At 72.7% G+C, this 19,170-nt stretch carries 19 protein-coding genes; 15 read left to right on the top strand and 4 right to left on the bottom strand.

Annotated elements, in window-relative coordinates; genetic code table 11:
• Positions 1-2 precede the first annotated feature (2 nt).
• The 7 genes from adh (at position 3) to ACRYM6_RS03195 (ending at position 7,329) form a co-directional block, all read left to right on the top strand.
• Positions 3-1,526, top strand: coding sequence for an aldehyde dehydrogenase (gene adh, locus ACRYM6_RS03165; protein WP_432541096.1), 1,524 nt, complete (start codon positions 3-5; stop codon positions 1,524-1,526).
• 1 nt (position 1,527) lies between these two features.
• Entirely contained in the window at positions 1,528-1,884 is a 357-nt protein-coding gene (locus ACRYM6_RS03170; protein WP_432541097.1) for a DUF779 domain-containing protein, read from the top strand.
• Between the two features lie 28 nt (positions 1,885-1,912).
• The gene (locus ACRYM6_RS03175; RefSeq protein WP_432541098.1) at positions 1,913-2,956 is read left to right on the top strand and encodes a Gfo/Idh/MocA family protein; all 1,044 of its coding nucleotides are present in this window, start codon (positions 1,913-1,915) and stop codon (positions 2,954-2,956) included.
• A gap of 166 nt (positions 2,957-3,122) precedes the next feature.
• Positions 3,123-4,430 carry an MFS transporter gene (locus ACRYM6_RS03180; protein ID WP_432541099.1) on the top strand — a complete coding sequence of 436 codons (1,308 nt, stop codon included), beginning with the start codon at positions 3,123-3,125 and terminating at the stop codon, positions 4,428-4,430.
• A 38-nt stretch (positions 4,431-4,468) separates the two neighbouring features.
• The gene (locus ACRYM6_RS03185; RefSeq protein ID WP_432541101.1) at positions 4,469-5,542 is read left to right on the top strand and encodes a quinone-dependent dihydroorotate dehydrogenase; all 1,074 of its coding nucleotides are present in this window, start codon (positions 4,469-4,471) and stop codon (positions 5,540-5,542) included.
• A 78-nt stretch (positions 5,543-5,620) separates the two neighbouring features.
• Complete coding sequence (locus ACRYM6_RS03190) at positions 5,621-7,105, top strand: MFS transporter (protein WP_432541102.1); 1,485 nt, start codon at positions 5,621-5,623, stop codon at positions 7,103-7,105.
• 14 nt (positions 7,106-7,119) lie between these two features.
• On the top strand, positions 7,120-7,329 hold the full coding sequence (locus ACRYM6_RS03195) for a hypothetical protein (RefSeq protein WP_432541104.1): 210 nt from the start codon (positions 7,120-7,122) through the stop codon (positions 7,327-7,329).
• A 58-nt stretch (positions 7,330-7,387) separates the two neighbouring features.
• Here ACRYM6_RS03195 and ACRYM6_RS03200 read toward each other — a convergent pair whose 3' ends face one another.
• Genes ACRYM6_RS03200 through ACRYM6_RS03210 form a run of 3 tightly spaced genes read right to left on the bottom strand, consistent with a single transcriptional unit; the run spans position 7,388 to position 9,954 of the window.
• Positions 7,388-8,398, bottom strand: a complete 1,011-nt coding sequence (locus ACRYM6_RS03200; protein ID WP_432541106.1) for an aldo/keto reductase family protein — start codon at positions 8,396-8,398, stop codon at positions 7,388-7,390.
• Positions 8,399-8,423: 25 nt separating this feature from the next.
• Positions 8,424-9,320, bottom strand: a complete 897-nt coding sequence (locus ACRYM6_RS03205; protein WP_432541107.1) for a COX15/CtaA family protein — start codon at positions 9,318-9,320, stop codon at positions 8,424-8,426.
• A gap of 43 nt (positions 9,321-9,363) precedes the next feature.
• Entirely contained in the window at positions 9,364-9,954 is a 591-nt protein-coding gene (locus tag ACRYM6_RS03210; RefSeq protein WP_432541109.1) for a DUF3043 domain-containing protein, read from the bottom strand.
• 79 nt (positions 9,955-10,033) lie between these two features.
• On the opposite strand from ACRYM6_RS03210, the gene ACRYM6_RS03215 reads away from it, so the two are divergent.
• The 8 genes from ACRYM6_RS03215 (at position 10,034) to ACRYM6_RS03250 (ending at position 18,245) form a co-directional block, all read left to right on the top strand.
• Positions 10,034-11,425: a dipeptidase gene (locus ACRYM6_RS03215; RefSeq protein ID WP_432541111.1), complete on the top strand. Its 1,392-nt coding sequence runs from the start codon at positions 10,034-10,036 to the stop codon at positions 11,423-11,425.
• A 78-nt stretch (positions 11,426-11,503) separates the two neighbouring features.
• Entirely contained in the window at positions 11,504-11,857 is a 354-nt protein-coding gene (locus ACRYM6_RS03220; protein WP_432511863.1) for a HesB/IscA family protein, read from the top strand.
• A 55-nt stretch (positions 11,858-11,912) separates the two neighbouring features.
• Positions 11,913-12,647, top strand: a complete 735-nt coding sequence (gene aat / locus ACRYM6_RS03225; RefSeq protein ID WP_432541112.1) for a leucyl/phenylalanyl-tRNA--protein transferase — start codon at positions 11,913-11,915, stop codon at positions 12,645-12,647.
• A gap of 128 nt (positions 12,648-12,775) precedes the next feature.
• A complete protein-coding gene (gene ctaC, locus ACRYM6_RS03230; protein WP_432541114.1) occupies positions 12,776-13,714 on the top strand; it encodes an aa3-type cytochrome oxidase subunit II in 939 nt (312 codons plus the stop codon).
• Positions 13,714-15,480, top strand: coding sequence for an aa3-type cytochrome oxidase subunit I (ctaD, locus tag ACRYM6_RS03235; RefSeq protein WP_432541115.1), 1,767 nt, complete (start codon positions 13,714-13,716; stop codon positions 15,478-15,480). Before ctaC ends, ctaD begins: the two co-directional genes overlap by 1 nt.
• Positions 15,481-15,485: 5 nt before the next feature.
• On the top strand, positions 15,486-15,887 hold the full coding sequence (locus tag ACRYM6_RS03240; RefSeq protein WP_432541117.1) for a cytochrome c oxidase subunit 4: 402 nt from the start codon (positions 15,486-15,488) through the stop codon (positions 15,885-15,887).
• A 217-nt stretch (positions 15,888-16,104) separates the two neighbouring features.
• The gene (locus tag ACRYM6_RS03245; RefSeq protein ID WP_432541118.1) at positions 16,105-17,298 is read left to right on the top strand and encodes a L,D-transpeptidase; all 1,194 of its coding nucleotides are present in this window, start codon (positions 16,105-16,107) and stop codon (positions 17,296-17,298) included.
• Positions 17,299-17,321: 23 nt separating this feature from the next.
• Positions 17,322-18,245, top strand: a complete 924-nt coding sequence (locus ACRYM6_RS03250; RefSeq protein ID WP_432541119.1) for a lysylphosphatidylglycerol synthase transmembrane domain-containing protein — start codon at positions 17,322-17,324, stop codon at positions 18,243-18,245.
• 74 nt (positions 18,246-18,319) lie between these two features.
• On the opposite strand, the gene ACRYM6_RS03255 is transcribed toward ACRYM6_RS03250, so the two are convergent.
• Positions 18,320-19,081 (bottom strand): SDR family oxidoreductase, encoded by a 762-nt coding sequence (locus ACRYM6_RS03255; protein WP_432541120.1) that lies wholly within the window; start codon positions 19,079-19,081, stop codon positions 18,320-18,322.
• Positions 19,082-19,170: the final 89 nt, after the last annotated feature.

A 19,170-nucleotide genomic window follows, 5' to 3' on the forward strand; every position in this document is an offset into this window, starting at 1 on the left:
CCATGACGGTCTACGAAGCGCCCGGACGCCCCGGCAGCGTGGTCCAGTACCAGGACCGCTACGACCACTGGATCGGCGGCGAGCGAGTCGCCCCCGCCGAGGGCCGCTACTTCGAGAACCCCAGCCCGGTCACCGGGCAGGTCTTCACCGAGGTCGCGCGCGGCACCGCCGCCGACGTCGAACGCGCCCTGGACGCCGCGCACGCCGCGGCCCCCGCCTGGGGGCGGACCCCGGTCGCCGAGCGCGCCCTGGTCCTGAACCGCATCGCCGACCGGATCGAGCAGAACCTCGAGAAGCTCGCGGTCGCCGAGACCTGGGACAACGGCAAACCCGTCCGGGAGTGCCTGGCCGCCGACCTGCCCCTCGTGGTGGACCACCTGCGCTACTTCGCCGGGGTGGTCCGCGCCCAGGAGGGCGGGATCTCGCAGATCGACGACGACACCGTCGCCTACCACTTCCACGAACCGCTCGGGGTCGTCGGGCAGATCATCCCGTGGAACTTCCCGCTGCTGATGGCGGTCTGGAAGCTGGCGCCGGCGCTCGCGGCCGGGAACGCGGTCGTCCTCAAGCCCGCCGAGCAGACCCCGGCGTCGATCATGCTGCTGATGGACCTCATCGGCGACCTGCTGCCACCGGGGGTGGTGAACGTCGTCAACGGGTTCGGCGCCGAGGCCGGCAAACCGCTGGCGAGCAACCCGCGGATCCGCAAGATCGCCTTCACCGGTGAGACGACGACGGGCCGGCTGATCATGCAGTACGCCAGCCAGAACCTCATCCCGGTCACGCTGGAGCTCGGCGGCAAGAGCCCGAACATCTTCTTCGACGACGTCGCGCGCTCGCGCGACGACTTCTACGACAAGGCCCTCGAGGGGTTCACGATGTTCGCCCTCAACCAGGGCGAGGTCTGCACCTGCCCGTCGCGGGCGCTCATCCAGGACGGCGTCTACGACACCTTCCTCGCCGACGCGCTGGAACGCACGAGGGCCGTGAAGCAGGGCAACCCGCTGGACACCGGCACGATGATCGGGGCCCAGGCCAGCAACGACCAGCTCGAGAAGATCCTGTCCTACATCGACATCGGGCAGAAGGAGGGCGCGAAGCTGCTCACCGGCGGGGAGCGCGCCGACCTCGGCGGGGAGCTGTCCGGCGGGTACTACGTCACGCCGACGGTGTTCGAGGGCGACAACTCGATGCGCATCTTCCAGGAGGAGATCTTCGGTCCCGTCGTCTCGGTCGCGCGGTTCGGCGACCCCGACGACGCCCTGAAGATCGCCAACGACACCCTCTACGGCCTCGGGGCGGGGGTGTGGTCCCGCGACATCCACCTCGCCTACCGGATGGGCCGCGGCATCCAGGCCGGCCGCGTCTGGACGAACAACTACCACGCCTACCCGGCTCACGCGGCGTTCGGCGGGTACAAGAGCTCGGGCATCGGGCGGGAGAACCACCGCATGATGCTCGACCACTACCAGCAGACGAAGAACCTGCTGGTCAGCTACTCCACCTCCAAGCTCGGGTTCTTCTGAGGTGCCCGTCGGTCTCACCCCGGAGGCCGCGGACGAGCTCCGCAGCCTCCGGGCGCGGCACGGGGAGCTGATGTTCCACCAGTCCGGCGGGTGCTGCGACGGCAGTTCCCCGATGTGCTTCCCCGACGGGGAGTTCATCGTCTCCGACGCCGACGAGTTCCTGGGCGACGTGCGGGTCCCGGCCCGCGACGGGGCGCAGGCCTTCACGGTGGGGGTGTGGATGTCCAAGGAGCAGTTCGCGCGGTGGTCGCACACCGAGCTCACCATCGACCTGGTCCCCGGCCGGGGCGCGGGGTTCTCCCTGGAGGCCCCGGACGGGGTCCGGTTCATCGTGCGCTCGGACCTCTGCCGCGTGTGAGCCGGCGCCGGGTGGGTAGCGTCCTGCCGTGACCGAGACCGTGACCGACCCCGTGACCTTCGCCCTCGTCGGCTACGGCGGGGGAGCCCGCTACTTCCACGCCCCGATCATCGAGGGCGCGGTGGGGGCGCGGCTGGGGTTCGTCGTCACGACGAACCCCGAGCGCGCCGCGCTGGCCCGGGCCGAGCACGAGGGCGTGCGGGTGGTGGCCTCGATGGCCGAGGCGGCGGCCGCGGGCGCGCGGGCCGTGGCGATCTCGACCCCGGCCGCCACCCACACCGCGCTGACGGACGAGGCGATCGCCCTGGGCCTGCCGGTGGTGTGCGACAAGCCGTTCGCGCTGGACGCCGCCTCGGCCGGGCGGACGATCGAGGCGGCGCGGGCGGCGGGGGTGCTGCTGTCGCCGTACCAGAACCGCCGCTGGGACTCGGACCTGCTGACCGTGCGTCGGGTGCTGGCCGACGGGGAGCTCGGGGACGTGGTGCGCTTCGAGTCCGCCTTCGAGCGCTGGGACCCGACGGACCCGCCGGCCGCGGGGGGCGGGCTGCTGCGCGACTTCGGGGCGCACCTGGTCGACCAGGCCCTGCACCTGTTCGGCCCCGCCCGGTCGGTGTCCGCCCAGGCCCGCGGCGCCGACGGCGCGGAGACGGACTTCCGCCTCCAGCTCGAGCACGTCGGCGGGGTGCGGACCGAGCTGTCGGGGTCCTGGAAGCAGTCCCTGCCGGCGCCGCGGTTCCGCCTGACGGGCACCCGGGGGACCTTCGTGCTCGACTCGCCCATCGACGTGCAGGAGGAGGTCCTGCTGTCGGGCCGCACCCCGCTGTCGGAGGGGGCGGCGTGGGGCGCGGAGCCGCGCAGCCGGTGGGGCGCCCTCGCCCTGGCCGGCGGCACGGTGCGGCGGGTGCCGTCCGAGCCGGGGCGCTGGCCGGACTTCTACACGGCCTTCGCGGCCGCGGTGCGCGGGGAGGGGCCGGTGCCGGTCGACCCGTGGGACGCGTTCGGCACCTGCGTCGTGGTGGACGCGGCCCGCGCCTCCATCGCGGACCGCGAGGTCGTCCATCTCAAGGATTGAGACAGCTGTCTCGGATCTTGGAAGGCCGACGGGTGGGGCGTAGGATCCGCGTCACACCCGGACGGCGACGGCGACCCCGGTGCACGACCCGGGTGTAGCCCGCCCGGCCAGGACGACCCCTGGGACGGCACCCCACCCACCGTCGTCCCCGAAGGTTCCTGGAGTCATGGGCCCCGCTTCGACCTCGGCGCAGACCGCCGCGCCCGCCGCCACCAACCCCGTCGGGAAGGTCGCGGCCGCCAGCCTCATCGGCACCACGATCGAGTTCTACGACTTCTACGTCTACGCCACCGCCGCCGTGCTGGTGTTCCCGGCGCTGTTCTTCCCCTCGGGCAACGACACCGCCGCCACCCTCGCGTCGCTGGCCACGTTCGCCATCGCGTTCGTCGCCCGCCCGATCGGCTCGATCTGCTTCGGCCACTTCGGCGACCGCATCGGCCGCAAGACGACCCTGGTCGCCGCGCTGCTCGTGATGGGCGTCTCGACCGTCCTCATCGGCGTCCTGCCCACCCACGCCAGCATCGGCAACCTCGCCCCGGCCCTGCTGTGCCTCCTGCGCTTCGGGCAGGGTTTCGGCCTCGGCGGGGAGTGGGGCGGTGCGGCGCTGCTGGCGACCGAGAACGCCCCGGCCAACCGGCGGGCGCTCTACGGGATGTTCCCCCAGCTCGGCGCCCCCTTCGGGTTCATCATCGCCAACACCCTGTTCATCGTGCTGGCCACCAACATGAGCGACGAGACGTTCATGTCGTGGGGCTGGCGGGTGCCGTTCCTGCTCAGCGCGCTCCTGGTGGTCCTCGGGCTGTGGATCCGGCTGAGCCTGTCCGAGACGCCGATCTTCGCCAAGGCCCTGGCCGAGAACAAGCAGGTCCGCGTCCCGGTCGCGGAGACGTTCCGGCGCAGCGGGAAGATCGTCGTCCTGGGCGCCTTCTCGGTCATGCTCACCTACACGCTCTTCTACCTGACCACCACGTGGTCGCTGAGCTACGGCACCAAGACGCTGACCTACGAGCGCCAGGACTTCCTGCTGATGCTCTGCGTCGCCGTCGTCTTCATGGCGATCGGGACCCCGCTGTCGGGGATCCTGTCCGACCGCTTCGGCCGCCGCCCGGTCCTGGCCACCGCGATGGTCGGCGGCGCCGTCGTCGGCCTGCTCACCGGACCGCTGCTCGGGTCGGGGGAGACCTGGAAGGTGATGGTCTGGCTGTGCGCCGGGTTGTTCTTCATGGGCCTGGTCTTCGGGCCGATCGGCGCCTACCTGCCCGAGCTGTTCCCGACCAACGTCCGGTACACCGGGGCCTCGCTGGCCTTCAACTCCGGCTCCATCCTCGGCGCCTCGCTCGCGCCGTACACCGCGGTCAAGCTCGCTGCGGCGCACGACGTCAGCTGGGTCGGCTACTACCTCGCCGGGACGGCCGTCGTCAGCCTCATCGCGCTGGCGCTGCTGCGGGAGACCCGCACGGCCTCCATCGGCTGAGGCCGACTAGGCTGCAGGACGTGGCCGGTGGTGGAAGCGTGTACAAGACCCTCTACCGGCACGTCCTGACCCGCATCGACCCCGAGGTCGCCCACCACTGGGCGTTCGCCGGGATGCGCCTGTCCGGCCGCGTCCCCGTCGCCCCGCAGGTGCTGCGCAGGGCGTTCGTCCAGGACGACGAACGGCTGCGCACCCGCGTCCTCGGCATCGACTTCCCGACCCCCCTGGGGCTGGCGGCGGGGTTCGACAAGAACGCCACGGGCCTGACGTCGCTGGGCCACTTCGGGTTCTCCTGCGTCGAGGTCGGCACCGTCACCGCCCTGCCCCAGCCGGGCAACCCCAAGCCGAGGTTGCACCGGCTCGTCGCCGACCGCGCCGTCGTGAACCGCATGGGTTTCAACAACGACGGCGCCGAGGTCGTCGCCAAGCGGCTGCGGCAGTTCCGCGCCGCCCCGCCGGCCCACCCCGTCGTCGTGGGCGTGAACATCGGCAAGAGCAAGGTCGTCGACGAGGCCGACGCCGCCGCCGACTACGCCACGTCCGCGCGGCTGCTGGCCCCCTACGCCGACTACCTCGTCGTCAACGTCTCCTCCCCGAACACCCCCGGCCTGCGGGACCTGCAGGCCGTCGAGAAGCTGCGCCCCGTCCTGACCGCCGTCCGCGAGGCCGCCGACGCCGCCGCGCACCGGCGCGTCCCGCTGCTCGTGAAGATCGCCCCGGACCTGTCCGACGAGGACGTCGACGCGGTCGCCGACCTCGCGGTCGAGACGGGCCTGGACGGCATCGTCGCGACGAACACCACGATCGGCCGCGAGGGGCTGCGCACGCCCGCGGCCGAGGTCGCGGCCGCCGGTGGCGGGGGCCTGTCGGGGGCCCCCTTGAAGGAGCGCTCGCTGGCCGTGCTGCGCCGGCTGTCCGCCCGCACCCACGGGTCGCTGGTCCTCATCGGGGTCGGGGGCATCGAGACCGCCGCCGACGTCGCCGAACGCCTCGAGGCCGGTGCCTCGCTGGTCCAGGCGTACACGGCGTTCATCTACGAGGGTCCGGGCTGGGCGCGGCGCGTCCTCGCCGAGCTGGCCGCCAGCCGCACGCGGCGGGAGACCGACCGCTAGACCGGTCCGCTCCGGGTTGTGGGGGCGTCCCCGTCGGGTGAGAGTCAGTTGCCCCGACGAACCCGCCCGAGGAGAGCAGTGACCGACGCCACGTCCGCACCGCCGGACCCGAACCGCTGGCGCGCCCTCGCCGTCTGCCTCGCCGTGGGGTTCATGACCCTGCTGGACGTCTCCATCGTCAACGTCGCGCTCCCGTCCATCGAGGGTTCCCTCGGCGCCGGCCCCAGCCAGGTCCAGTGGATCGTCGCCGGGTACGCCCTCGCCTTCGGGCTGGTGCTCGTCCCCGCCGGCCGCGTAGGGGACCTGTACTCCCGGCGCGCGATGTTCCTCGTGGGCCTGGCGGCGTTCGTGCTCACCAGCGCCGTCGCCGGTCTCGTCCAGGACGCCTGGCAGCTGTCGGTGGTCCGCGTCCTGCAGGGGATGTCGGCCGGTCTGGTCAACCCGCAGGTCCTCGCGCTGATCCAGCAGCTGTTCACCGGCGCCGAACGCGGCCGCGCCTTCGGCGCCTTCGGCACCACCATCGGGGTCTCCACAGCCGTCGGGCCGCTGCTCGGCGGGGCGATCCTGGCGGTCTTCGGCGAGGCCGAGGGGTGGCGCGGGGTGTTCCTCGTCAACGTGCCCCTCGGGCTGGTGCTGCTGCCGCTGGCCCGGCGGTGGCTGCCCGCGCCCCCGCCGCGGCAGCGCGGCCGGCTGCACCTGGACGCCGTCGGGCTGCTCCTGCTCGGCGCCGCCACCGTCGTCGGGATGCTGCCCTTCGTCCTCACCACCGGCCGCGACGACGCGCCCTGGCGCTGGGCCCTGCTGGCGCCGGGCCTCGCGCTGCTGATCGCGTTCGTCGGGTGGGAGCGCCGGGAGGGGCGCCTGCGCCGCGACCCCGTCGTGCCCGGCGCCCTGGTCCGCACACCCTCGTTCAGCGTCGGGGCCGCGGTGGGCATCGCCTACTTCGCCGGGTTCACCGGCATCTTCCTCGTCGTCACCCTGTACCTGCAGTCCGGGCTGGGCTTCGCCCCGTGGCAGGCCGGGCTCGTCCAGACGCCCTTCGCGGTCCTGTCCGCCCTCACCTCCCAGGTCGGGGGACGGCTGGTCTCCACCCGCGGGCGGACCGTCGTGGTCGTCGGTCTCGTCCTCGTCGCCCTCGGGCTGACGGCCGCGGACGTCGTCTCGGCGGCCGTCCAGGGCACCGCGGGGGCGATCGCGCTGTCGGCGTGCCTGGCCCTCACCGGCGCCGGCAGCGGGCTGGTCATCTCGCCGAACCAGACCCTCACGCTGGCCGACGTCCCCCGCTCCGTCGCCGGGGTGGCCGGCGGCGTCCTGCAGACCGGGCAGCGGGTCGGCTCGGCGGTGGGGGTCGCCGCCGCCACCGCCGTCTTCTTCTCGGCCCTCGCCGCGGACGGCGGGACCGGGGGGGAGGCGGCCGTCGGCGAGGCCCTGTCGCACGGGCTGCGGGTCTCCCTCGGCCTCGTGCTGCTGTCCCTGGTCCTCGCCGCGGTGGACCTGCGGCGCCGCACCGCGCCGCGCGACGGCGACCACGACGCGCCGGTCGCCAAGCACCGGGTGCACTGAGTAGCGTCGCCCGGGTGAGGGCGACGCAGTGGACGTGGACGTACGAGGACGCCGAGGGCCGGCCCGTCGAGGCCGGGGGGACGGTGTTCCCGACGCAGTCGGACGCCGAGACCTGGATCGGCGAGGCGTGGCGCGGGCTGCGCGAGCAGGGCGTCGAGAACGCGCACCTGTGGGCCGACGGGGCGAGGGCCTACGGCCCGCTGTCCCTGCGCCCGGCCGACTGAGCGCGGCCGGCCACCCCCGGGTGGCCGGCCGCGCCGACGGGCCGTCGATCCTCGCGGGTCAGGACGGACGTTCGGTGGGGGTCCCGGCCGCGGTGCGGCCCGGGTCGCGCTCCACGACGTCGCCGAGGACGGCGTCGATCTTGGCCATCAGCTCCTGGGGGATCCTCACCCCGGACGCCTTGACGTTCTCGTGCACCTGCTCGGGGCGCGAGGCGCCGATGATCGCCGCGGCGACGTTGTCGTTCTGCAGCACCCACGCCACGGCCAGCTGGGCCATGGACAGCTGCAGCTCGCTCGCCACCGACTTCAGCTCCTGGACCCGCGACAGCACGTCGTCGCGCATCCAGCGGCTGATCATCTGCTTGCCGCCCTTCTCGTCCGTCGCGCGGCTGCCCTCCGGCGGCGCCCCGCCCGGGGTGTACTTGCCGGTGAGGACGCCCTGCGCGACGGGGGAGAAGACGACCTGCGAGATCCCCAGCTCCTGGGAGGCCGGGACGACCTGCTCCTCGATGACCCGGTAGAGCGCCGAGTACTGGGGCTGGTTCGAGATGAGCTGGAACCCGAGCTGGTCGGCGAGCTCACGACCCCGCCGCAGCTGGTCGGCGGTCCACTCGCTGACGCCGATGTAGAGGGCCTTGCCGGAGCGCACGACGTCGGCGAACGCCTGCATCGTCTCCTCGACCGGGGTCGACACGTCCCAGCGGTGGGCCTGGTAGACGTCGACGTGGTCGGTGCCCAGCCGGCGCAGCGAGCCGTTGATCGACTCCAGGATGTGCTTGCGGGACAGGCCCGAGTCGTTGTGGCCGCGGGGGCCGGTCGGGAAGTAGACCTTGGTGAGGATCTCCAGGCTCTCGCGGCGCTGCCCCTTCAGCGCGGTGCCCAGGACCGTCTCGGCCGCGGTGTTGGCGTAGACGTCGGCGGTGTCGAAGGTCGAGATGCCCGCGTCGAGCGCCGCGTGCACGCACGCGACGGCCGCGTCGTTCTCGACCTGCGAGCCGTGGGTCAGCCAGTTGCCGTAGGTGATCTCCGAGATCTTCAAGCCGCTGCGGCCGAGGTGTCTGAACTCCATGGTCGCGAACCTAACGCCAGACGCCTCAGACGGCGAGGGCCGCCTGCCGCGCGCGGTCCACCGTGGTCGACCGCGCCGCCAGCAGCACGCGCGTGGCGCCCGCCGCGGTCAGGGCCGCCCCGCCGAGGTGCAGGACGACGGCCAGGCCCGGCAGGCCGTCGAGGCTCTGGTAGAGGCCGAGCGCGGCCTGGGCCGCGAACAGGGCCAGCAGGATGCCCGCGCGGCGGGCGACCAGCGCGTCCCCGGCGCGGCGGGCCACCACCACCACGAGGGCGGCCAGCACCAGCGCGAGGACGGCGGCGACCCCGTGGACCACCGTCACCAGCGTCCAGTCCACCGGGATGCGGTGGACGCTGGCGCTGTCGCCCGGGTGCGGGCCGGCGCCGGTGACGACGGTGCCGACGACCACGACGACGCCGGTGACCGCGACGAGCCACCGCGCGAGGCGGCGGGTGGCCGGGGCGGGGGCCGGGACCACGGAGCGGTGCGCGATGTCGTAGCTGACGGTCGCCGAGACGAGCAGCGCGATGGCGGCGATGAAGTGGGCGGCCACGACGTACGGGTTCAGGCCCGTCAGCACCGTGATGCCCCCGACGACGGCGTTGAGCAGGACGCCCAGGAACTGGCCCCAGCCCGACCACAGCAGGGCGCGGTGCCGCGGCCGCTGCAGCAGGCAGGCGATGATCACGGCGCCGACCGCGAGGCAGATGACCGTCGTCAGCATCCGGTTGCCGAACTCGATGGCGCCGTGCACGCCGGTGTCGACCGTGGCGGAGGTGAACGAGTCGTCGGTGCAGCGCGGCCAGGTGGGGCAGCCCAGGCCCGAGCCGGTGACCCGGACGACACCGCCCGTGACGATGATGAGGATGGTGACGGCCAGAGCGGCCGTCGTCGTCCAGCGGACGGCGCGGGAGTGCGTCACGGTTCTGTCCGGTCCTGCTCTGCTCGGTGGTGCTGCGGTCGGGTCAGCTCGGGTGCGCGCCGCGGGCGACCATCGGCACCGGGCGGCGCATGCGACGGATCTGCAGGGCCCGGGTCACCCCGTAGGAGACGAGCCCGCGCTCGGGCTCGGGGAACTTCTCGGCGACCCGGCGGCGGACGCGGCGGCCGAGCACCACGCTGTCGATCACCACGACGGCGAGCATCCCGTAGATCAGGGCCGTCGTGGCCAGCACCAGCGACGTGGAGCCGAGGGGCTGGGCGACCATCGACAGCACCAGGGAGATCCCGGCGATGATGAGGAAGTACTCCCCGACGTTGCGCCGCGCGTCGACGACGTCGCGCACGAAGCGCTTCTGCGGGCCGCGGTCGCGCAGCGGCAGGTAGCGCTCGTCCCCGGTCAGCAGGGCCGACTGCATCCGGGCCCGCTCCTCGCGCTGGGCCTCGCGGCTCAGCTTCTGGGCGGCCTTGCGGTCGGCGGGGACCAGGGGCCGGGCGTTGCGGGCCTGCGCCTCGCTGCGCCGGGGCGTCGGGCGCCCCTTGCCACCGACCTTCGTCAGCTCGACGGCGGGGGCCTCCGCGGTGGGGGCTGGCTTCTCCTTCGAGCGTCCGAACACGAGATGAAGGGTACGTCACCGGACGGGGGCCGGGACCGGGCCCGGCGCCCCGCCGGAGCGTTCGAGTAGCGTCGCGCCCGTGAGCGACCAGACCCCTGCCGACGACCGCCTCGAGTCCCTGCGCGCGGCCTCGGCGGCCCAGGACGCCGCGACGCGGGCCGACCTGGAGGCCCTGGTGCGGATCCCGAGCGTGTCCGCGCGCGCCTTCGACGCCGGGCACGTGCACGCCAGCGCCGCGGCCGTGGCCGAACTGCTGCGCGGCGCGGGGCTGCCCCGGGTCGACGTGCTGACCGCCCGCGCGGGGGAGCTGGAGTCGAACCCGGCCGTCGTGGGGCACCGGCCCGCCCCCGCCGGGGCGCCGACCGTCCTGCTCTACGCCCACCACGACGTCCAGCCCCCGGGCCGGGAGGAGGACTGGTCCAGCCCGCCCTTCGAGCCCACCGAGCGCGACGGCCGGCTCTTCGGCCGCGGCGCGGCGGACGACAAGGCCGGGGTCATGGCGCACGTGCACGCGCTGCGCACGCTGCTGCCCACCTGGGGGCCCGACGACGGCGTCGGCGTGACCGTCTTCGTCGAGGGGGAGGAGGAGATCGGCTCCCCGACCTTCGCGGCCTTCCTGGCCGAGCACCGCGAGGCGCTGGCCGCCGACGTCATCGTGGTGGCGGACTCGGGCAACTGGCGCGTGGGCGTGCCGGCCCTGACCACGACCCTGCGAGGGCTCGTGGACTGCGACGTGACGGTCGAGGTGCTCTCCCACGCGGTCCACTCCGGCGTCAACGGCGGCCCGGTGCTGGACGCCCTCACGGTCCTGGCGCGGTTGATCGCCACGCTGCACGACGAGAACGGCGACGTCGCGGTCGACGGGCTCCACGGCTCCGCCGCGCCGGTCGTCGACCTGGACGAGGCGACCTTCCGCGCCGACGCGGGCGTGCTGCCGGGGGTCCGGCTGGCCGGCACGGGCACCGTCGCCGACCGGCTGTGGACCAAGCCGGCGATCTCCGTCATCGGCCTGGACGCCACGCCGGTGGACCGGGCCAGCAACACCCTGGTGCCCTCGGCCCGCGCCAAGGTCAGCATGCGCATCGCCCCCGGGCAGGACCCGTCGGCCGCGATGACGGCGCTGCGCCGCCACCTGCTGGCCAACGCCCCCTTCGGCGCCCGGGTCCACGTCGCCGACGGCGAGGAGGGCAAGGCCTTCTCGGCCGACACCTCCTCGCGGGCGCACGCCGTGGCGCGCGAGGCGCTGAGCGCCGCCTTCGGGGCGCCCGCGGTGGAGATGGGCATGGGCGGCTCGATCCCCTTCGTCGCGGACCTGTCCGCCGCCTACCCGGCGGCCGCCATCCTCGTCACGGGGGTCGAGGACCCCGACTCGCGGGCCCACGGGGCCGACGAGTCCCTGCACCTGGCCGACTTCGCCCGCGCCTGCCTGGGCGAGGTGCTCCTGCTCGACGGCCTGTCCCGCGAGTCGTAACCTCGTCGGGGAACAGACCGCGGCTGGCCGCGGTTGCACCCGACGACAGCCCCGCGATCGCTTCCGGAGACGATGCACATGACCTCCACCACGGACACGACCCCCACCCACGGGGTCCTGCTGACCGACGTGGCCGCGACCAAGGTCCGCACGCTGCTCGAGCAGGAGGGGCGCGACGACCTGCGGCTGCGCATCGCCGTGCAGCCCGGTGGCTGCTCGGGCCTCATCTACCAGCTCTACTTCGACGAGCGGACCCTCGACGGGGACGCGCTGCGCGACTTCGACGGGGTCGAGGTCGTCGTGGACAAGATGAGCACCCCGTACCTCGACGGCGCGACGATCGACTTCGCCGACACCATCGAGAAGCAGGGCTTCACCATCGACAACCCGAACGCCGGGAGCAGCTGCGCCTGCGGTGACTCCTTCAGCTGACGGTCCGTCCCGCACCGCGGCCCCCGTACCCCTCCCGGGTGCGGGGGCCGATCGCGTGTGGGGCGCGCCCTTCCCCCGCACGCCGCCCGGCCGCTCCCGCTTCGACGTGGGCCCGGCGCGGTTCGGCTTCGAGGACCTGCGGACCGAGGAGGGGGAGGACCTCGTCGCCTCCGGCGGTGACCTGCACCCGGCGACGCTGCTGGACGCCTACCGCCACGGCTTCTTCCCCATGGGGCTGGGCGGGGGAGGCCGCGGGCCCCTCGGCTGGTGGTCGCCGGACCCGCGGGGCGTCCTGGTGCCCGGCCGGGTGCACGTGTCCCGGTCCCTGCGGCGGTCGCTGCGCCGCTTCGAGGTGCGGCTCGACACCGCCTTCGACGCCGTGGTCGCCGGCTGCGCCGACCCCGCGCGCCCCGGCGCCTGGATCACCGGGGGGATCGCGCTGGCCTACGGCCGCCTGCACCGCCTGGGCTGGGCCCACTCGGTGGAGGTGTGGCAGGACGGGGAGCTCGTCGGGGGGCTGTACGGCGTGAGCCTGGGCGGTCTGTTCGCCGCCGAGTCGAAGTTCCACCGCGTGACCGACGCGTCCAAGGCGGCCGTGGTGGCCCTGGCCGACGTGCTGGTCGCCGACGGCGTCGGCGGCCGGCTGGTGGACGTGCAGTGGCGCACCGACCACCTCGCCACGCTGGGGGTCGAGCAGGTCCCGCGCAGCGCCTACCAGGCGATGCTGAGGACGGCCCTGGCCCGCCCGGTGCCCCCGCTGCTGGACGGCCCGGAACTTCCTCGGACTTGACGCGCCCCGAACGGCCGATCGCCTACGACGGGGGGTAGTCTCTCCTCGGAGGGACGAGCCTGCCCAGGACCGACGCGTCACGGACACAGATCGTCCCCGTTCACTGCACGCACGTGGGAAGGCCGACGTTGGGCACGCGAGACTCGGGCGCGACGCGTCGTCGCCGTCCCCCCAAGGCGCTGGTCGCCGGCGCCCTCACCGGGGGCGCGGCGCTGTTGTTGACCGGTTGCGCGGGGGATTGGCCGGACGCCTCGGCGAGCAACTTCTTCCTCCCCGACGACAGCATCGGGGCCACGGACATGACCGGGCGCATCTCGGCGCTCTGGGACGGTTCGTGGATCGCCGCGCTGGTGGTCGGCGTCCTCGTCTGGGGGCTGACGATCTGGTGCGTGGTGGCCTACCGCCGCCGCAAGAACGACCCGGAGCTGCCCGCGCAGGTCCGGTACAACATGCCGATCGAGATCCTCTACACGATCGTCCCCGTCATGATGGTCGGGGTCCTCTTCTACTACGTGGCGCGGGACCAGCAGGCCATCCTCGACACGTCCAAGGACCCCGCCGTCACGGTCCAGGTCGTCGGCAAGAAGTGGTCCTGGGACTTCAACTACCTCGAGGGCAACGGCGAGTCCGCCCAGCCCGGGGTCTACGACACCGGTCGCCAGGCCGACCTCACCGGGCTGCCGGGGGTCGAGGAGTCGCTCCCGACCCTCTACCTGCCGGTCGACGAGACCGTGGAGTTCGAGCTGTACTCCCGCGACGTCATCCACTCCTTCTGGGTCCCCGCCTTCCTCATGAAGATGGACATGATCCCGGGCAGCCCCAACAAGTTCCAGGTCACCCCCACCAAGGAGGGCGACTTCAAGGGCAAGTGCGCCGAGCTCTGCGGCGAGTACCACTCCGAGATGCTCTTCAACGTCAAGGTCGTCTCGGCCGAGGAGTACCAGCAGCACCTGGACGACCTCGCAGCGGCCGGCCAGACCGGCTCGCTGCCGACCACCCTGGCCGGTGACGAGGAGCTCGCCAACGTCCAGGCCGACTCGGTCCACTCGAACGAGGAGGAGAACTGATGGCTGCTGAGAGCCTCGACCTTCCCGGCACCGCGGCGCGCGTGACGTCGCGCCAGCCGCTGGGGGCCGTCCTGCCGCGCTCGCGCGGTCGCGTCATGGCCAACTGGCTGTCCAGCACCGACCACAAGGTGATCGGCAACCTCTACTTCGTCACCTCGTTCATCTGGTTCCTCCTCGGCGGGATCATGGCGCTGCTCATCCGCGCCGAGCTGTTCGAGCCCGGCATGCAGGTGTTCGCCACCAAGAACGAGTACAACCAGGCCTTCACCATGCACGGCACGGTGATGCTGCTGCTGTTCGCGACGCCGCTGTTCTCCGCGTTCGCGAACGCGATCATGCCGCTGCAGATCGGCGCCCCGGACGTCGCCTTCCCGCGGCTGAACATGTTCGCGTACTGGCTCTTCCTCTTCGGGGGCCTCATCGCCGCCGCCGGGTTCATCACCCCCAACGGGGCCGCGAGCTTCGGCTGGTTCGCCTACGCGCCGCTGTCCGACGTCGTCCACTCCCCGGGGCTGGGCGGCAACCTGTGGGTCATGGGCCTGGCCTTCTCCGGGTTCGGCACGATCCTCGGTGCGGTCAACTTCATCACCACGATCATCTGCATGCGCGCCCCGGGCATGACGATGTTCCGGATGCCGATCTTCACCTGGAACACGCTCATCACCAGCGTGCTGATCCTCATGGCCTTCCCGGTCCTGGCCGCCGCGCTGCTCGCGCTGGCCGCCGACCGGATCATGGGCGCCCACGTCTTCGAGGCCGCCAACGGCGGCCCGATCCTGTGGCAGCACCTGTTCTGGTTCTTCGGGCACCCGGAGGTCTACATCATCGCGCTGCCGTTCTTCGGCATCGTGACCGAGATCTTCCCGGTGTTCAGCCGCAAGCCGGTCTTCGGCTACAAGGGCCTCGTCTTCGCGACGATCTCGATCGCCGGCCTGTCGGTGACCGTGTGGGCGCACCACATGTACGTGACCGGCAAGGTCCTGCTGCCGTTCTTCTCGTTCATGACGATGCTCATCGCCGTCCCGACCGGGGTGAAGTTCTTCAACTGGATCGGCACGATGTGGCGCGGGTCGTTGACCTTCGACACGCCGATGCTGTGGAGCGTCGGGTTCCTCGTGACCTTCCTCTTCGGCGGTCTGACCGGCGTCATCCTCGCCGCGCCGCCGCTGGACTTCCAGCTGTCGGACTCCTACTTCGTGGTCGCGCACTTCCACTACGTCGTCTTCGGCACGGTCGTGTTCGCGATGTTCGCCGGCTTCTACTTCTGGTGGCCCAAGCTCACCGGCAAGATGCTGCACGAGGGCTGGGGCAAGCTGCACTTCTGGCTGCTGTTCGTCGGGTTCCACTCCACCTTCCTCATCCAGCACTGGCTGGGTGCGGCGGGCATGCCGCGCCGCTACGCCGACTACCTCGTCGGTGAGGGCTTCACGACGATGAACCAGATCTCCACGATCGGGTCCTTCATCCTGGGCCTGTCCTTCCTGCCCTTCCTCTGGAACGTCTACCGGACCGCCCGCTTCGGCGAGAAGGTCACGGTCGACGACCCGTGGGGCTACGGCGCCTCCCTGGAGTGGGCGACCTCCTGCCCGCCCCCGCGGCACAACTTCACATCCCTGCCGCGCATCCGCTCCGAGCGTCCCGCCTTCGACCTGCACCACCCCGAGGTCGCGGCGCACGACAACCACGACGGTGGCGGCAACCTGCTGGATGCGGTGTACGGCGGCTCCGACCGTCGTGGCCGTGAAGACGTTCACGAGGGGCGCTGACACCGATGAAGCCTGAAACCTGGCTGTTCTCCGGCGGGATCCTCTTCTTCATCCCCGTCGCCTTCGTCTACGGACTGCTGACCCGCTGGGACGAGTGGGTGGGCTTCATCGCCCTGCTGCTCACCGGTGGTCTGGCCGTCCTCGTCGGCACCTACCTGACCATCACCGCCCGCCGGATCGACGAGCGGCCCGAGGACAACCCGCGGGCCGACATCTCCGAGGGCGCCGGCGAGCAGGGGTTCTTCTCCCCGCACTCGTGGTGGCCCTTGTACCTGGCCGCCGGCGGGGCGATCGCCTTCCTGGGGGTCGCCGTCGGGTGGTGGCTCTGGCTCATCGGCGTCGTGATCACGATCCCGATGATCGTCGGGTGGGTCTTCGAGTACTACAAGGGCGAGCACGCTCACTGAGCTTCGTCCGCGAAGGGCCCCGCACCACGGTGCGGGGCCCTTCGGCGTTCCCGGGCCCTGCAGATCACCGAACCGTGACCTGCCGTCGTGCAACAGGGCGGGTGCGCGCCGCGTCCTGTCTGTGGACCGCCGGGGTGCGAGGATGGCCGGTGGGGAGAGCACGAGGGGGCGTCCGCGTCCCGGGGGAGACACGGTGATCAACAACTTCAGGTCGTCGATGCGTCGACGCACACTGGTCGCGGCGCTCTTGACGGCGGCGGCCGCCCCGGCCGTGGCCGGCTGCCAGTCGAAGTCCGGAGCCGAGGGGACGACGCCGGCGAGCACGCCGGACGCCGCACCGGCCCGGATCACCGTGAGCCCGGCGAACGCCGCGCTCGACGTGCGTCCCGACGCGCCGGTGACCGTGACGGTCACCGACGGCGAGCTCACCGAGGTCACGGTCACCGCCGCCGACGGCACCACCGTGCCGGGCACCCTCGACGAGCCCAGCGGGACGTGGACCTCCTCGGCCGGCCTCACCGTCGGGACGGCCTACTCCGTGCACGCCGTGGCCACCGACCGCTCGGGACGGCCCACGACCCAGGACTCCACCCTGACGACGCTCACGCCCACGCAGACGGCGTTCCCCGCGGTCGCCCCGCTGTCGGGCAAGGAGGTCGGCGTGGGCATGCCGATCATCGTCACCTTCGACGCGCCCATCGCCGACGACCGTCGCAGCGCCGTCGAGCAGAACCTCACGGTCACCGCCTCGCCGCAGGCCGTCGAGGGCTCCTGGAACTGGCGCTCTGACACCAAGGTGGAGTTCCGGCCCGCCGACTACTGGCCGGCCCGTTCCGCGGTCCACCTCGACATCGACCTGGGGGGGATCGAGGTCTCCCCGGGCGTGTGGGGCACCACCCGCGACATCGACTTCACCATCGGCTCCGCCATGGTCAGCACCGTCGACATCGCCGCCCACACCCTGACCGTCACGCGGGACGGGGAGGTCCTCAGGACGATCCCGGTCACCCTCGGCCAGTCCGGCAGCGGTGGGAAGTTCGTCACGCGCAGCGGGACGAAGGTCATCATGAGCCTGGAGGAGTCGCGGGAGATGAACTCCGAGACGACCGGCATCGGCCAGGACGACCCCGACTACTACAACGTCGACGTGAAGTACGCGCTGCGCATCACCAACTCCGGGGAGTTCCTGCACGCCGCACCGTGGTCGGTGTCGTCCCAGGGGAGGGCGAACGTCAGCCACGGGTGCACCGGCATGAGCACCGAGGACGCCAAGTGGATGTACGACCACTCCAAGGTCGGTGACGTCGTCGTCTACACCGGCAGCGACCGCGGCATCGAACCCGGCAACGGCTTCAACGTGTGGAACGAGACGTACGAGCAGTGGCAGCAGGGCTCGGCGTTGCGGGCTTGAACCGGCCGGGTCGGGCCAGGTCGGTGCGCCGGTTCTGGCGCGTCGCCTTGGCGGTCGCCACCGTCGTGGCCGTCGCGGTGCTCGTCCGGCGGCTCGAAGCCGCGGACCTGGGGGAGCGGTTGCGGTCGGCGGACCCGGCCTGGCTGGGGGCGGCGGCGGTCTGCGCCCTCGTCCCGCTGCTCGGCAACGTCGCCTCGATGACCGCGCTGTCACCCGTGCGGCTCCCCGTGGTGCAGACCACCCTGGTGTGGCTGGCGACGTCCTTCGTCAACCTGGTGACGCCCTCCAGCACCGGCGGGGTGGCGCTCACCGTCCGCTACCTGCAGCAGCGGGGTCTGCCCCTGGCCGTGGCCGCCACGACGATCGGCATCGTCCAGTCGACCTCGTTCGTCGTGACGGCGGTGCTGATCCTCGGCTGCCTCGTGGCGGCCGGGCGCGACCCGGACACCGCCGTCCCGCTGCCCTGGCCCGTCCTGGGCGGTGCCGTCGTGGTGGTGGGCGTGCTCGTGCTCGTCGCGCGCCGGTGGCAGCGGGCACGGGCCGTCGTCACCGCCAAGGTCGTCGAGCCCGTCCGGGCCGAGTGGCCGGCGTTGCGGCGCGCCTTGACCCACCCGGGGCGGCTCCTGGTGGCGCTGCTGGGCCACCTGGCGGTGCCGCTGGGGTTCGCGGCCACCCTGGCCTGCTGCGCGCGGGCCGTGGGCGGGGAACCGTCCGTGGCGCTGCTCGTGCTGGTCGTCGTGGGAAGTTCAGCCGTCACCGCGGCCGTCCCGGTCCCGGGAGGCATCGGTGCCTCCGAGGCGGCGCTGGCGGCCGGGCTGGTGGCGACGGGCGTGCCCGCCGAGGCGGCGCTCTCCGCCGCCCTCCTGCACCGCGCGCTGACCTTCTGGTTGCGGGTCCCGCCCGCCTGGCTCGCGCTGCTGTGGCTGCGCCGGCGCCGGGCGGTCTGACCCCCCGGCCGGGTCGGTGGACCGCCGCGCGCCCGGGCGACGAGCGGGCGTGCGGCGGTCCGAGGACGGCCGGGTCAGGCCGTGAAGCTGGAGATGTCCCCGACGTAGCGGGTGTGGTCGGCCGGGATCGGCTCGACGGCGGCCAGCGCGACCTCGGCGGCGAACTCCGCGACGTCGTACAGCTTGCCCGCGGCCTCCTTGCGGGTCGCCAGGGCGCCGGGGTTCGAGCGCTCCAGCAGGGTGGCCGTGATCGTGCCCTCGATCATGTCACCGGAGACGACGACGAACTCGACCCCCGCGGCCTCGATCGTCGGGATGAGGGCGCGCAGCGCGTCCTCCCCGGCCCGCTTGCTGCGCGCGACGGGCTCGTACTCCGGCATCGTCTCGACGGTGTTGATGAAGTGCGCCTGGTGGCTCGTCACGAAGACGATGCGGGAGCCGGGCGCCATGAGGGGGAGAGCGGTCTCCAGCGCGTTGACCTGCGCGTCCCGGTTGAGCTGCATGGCGTAGTCCTCCGCCATGCCCTGCTCCATGCCCCCGGAGGCGTTGAGGAACAGCAGGTCCAGCCCGCCGAGCTCCTCCCGCACCCGGTCGAACATCGCGGTGACCGACCCGGCGTCGGTGAGGTCGGCGCCGACGGCGATCGCCTGCGCATCGGCCTCGGTGAGGGAGGCGACGAGCTTCTCGGCGCGCGGCGCCTTGCTCCGGTAGTTGATCACGACGGACGCGCCGGCCTCGGCGACGTAGGTCGCGGTCTGGGCGCCGATGCCCCGCGAGGAACCGGTGACGAGGGCGCGCTTGCCGGAGAGGCTGCCAGGGGCGAGGGGATTGGTCACGGGGTGGGAGCCTAACTGCTCGAAGGGGTGGGTCCTCCACTACAGAGGGGCCCCGAGCCGGTGGCTGGGGCCCCTTCTGTCGTGAGCTG

The sequence above is a fragment of the Kineococcus rugosus genome, from assembly GCF_050871975.1.
Taxonomy (GTDB): domain Bacteria; phylum Actinomycetota; class Actinomycetes; order Actinomycetales; family Kineococcaceae; genus Kineococcus.